The 1358-nt window shown below is 50.7% G+C and carries 1 pseudogene; it reads right to left on the reverse strand.

Annotated features, from left to right (window positions below):
• Positions 1 to 186: 186 nt before the first annotated feature.
• Positions 187 to 735, reverse strand: a pseudogene (locus tag DR88_RS00315) (DUF932 domain-containing protein); the annotation flags it as partial.
• Positions 736 to 1358 lie beyond the last annotated feature (623 nt).

A 1358-nucleotide genomic window follows, 5' to 3' on the forward strand; every position in this document is an offset into this window, starting at 1 on the left:
TTTGAAACGTTACCGAGTTCTTCTGCCAGATTGAGCAGGCCAGCTTTATGTTTGATGATGGGATTGTTAGTATGAATCATGAGAGTTACCTCGTGTTTTGTTTAAGGATTGGACACCCATATCAAAACCGGTAACTCTCAACCTTTCAAGGTCCAGTGTCAGATCAAGTCGCGACTAATACAATTAAAGATATTTATGGGATATTTTTATGTGTAACAGTTTGTCAGTAATGACATCAACGCCTTCAGTTATTTTATCGAAAATTCCCAAAACTTCGTAAGCACCTTCGATAACCCTTCCCACAATATCACCTTTATGAGGTACACGAATCTCACCAAACGACGTACCGCACACAAGGCCATTTGTGCATACAAAACGGAACATACCCGGGATCATTTGATAACTGGACGATCCATCATGCGAGTTAAGAAGAATGATTTCGGGTACTTCTGTTCCTTTATTGGCCCCTTCACGGCGAAGTCTTACCATATGCTTAGTATGCCCCCGTTTATCCTCATCCCTTACTCGTGACTGACAGGCAAAAAATGGCTGGAAACCTTCTTCACGTAATTTATCCAGCAGTGTAATGGTTGGAATATAGGTATAGCGATCACTACGTGAATTATGCTTTTCTTCTGAAAACACAGAAGGTACAACCTTGACCAATTCATCGTTAGTCAGTGGGCGTTCCTGACGAATGGAATGAGTAAGTCCAAATCGGGATGCTAAACGCATATTATTCTCCTTCACCTGTTTAATTTTTTAACCATCACCCGTTGAGTTGCCGGGGCCGCGGTTTTGACTTTGTGCGGGGACCTGCTGAACCTGCCCCCTGGATATAACCTTCACCCGTTTGAGAGCCGTTCGCCGCAAGGGCGTAAACGAGCACGGCCCGGTGCAGATGTCCGGGGGTGAGCGGGAAATTTTTTTCGGCCTAATGAAGCGGCAGCGGAATGGCCGGGAAAAATTTATTGCGAAAGGCCCTGCCGTCCCCTGGACAGCAAGACGGGTTGTGCTTGTCTCAGCCCCGGCGAATGGACTCAAACGGGTGATACGGGTACCAGGGGAAAGGAGCAGGCACCCGCCGCAACGACGGAACGCGCGGGCGCGAAACGGCGTTGCCCCGCAGAGTGCCGGCAGTCCTTCGCCGGCACGGTGAAAGCGGCGCGACCGGGACGGTCGCAGCAAGCGCTGCCGTTGACCTTGACTTCAGACATCAGACACTAGCCGTCAGGCCCGAAACCGCTTGCGGGTTCGGCGGAGCTTACCGCGTCTTTTCGCGGTTAGCGGAGTGTGGCTCGACGACTGAACCGCGCCAGCGGGTCAGGAGCCGAAGGTGGCCCCGGAGCAGATTGTGT

Source organism: Klebsiella pneumoniae, assembly GCF_000742135.1.
Lineage (GTDB): Bacteria > Pseudomonadota > Gammaproteobacteria > Enterobacterales > Enterobacteriaceae > Klebsiella > Klebsiella pneumoniae.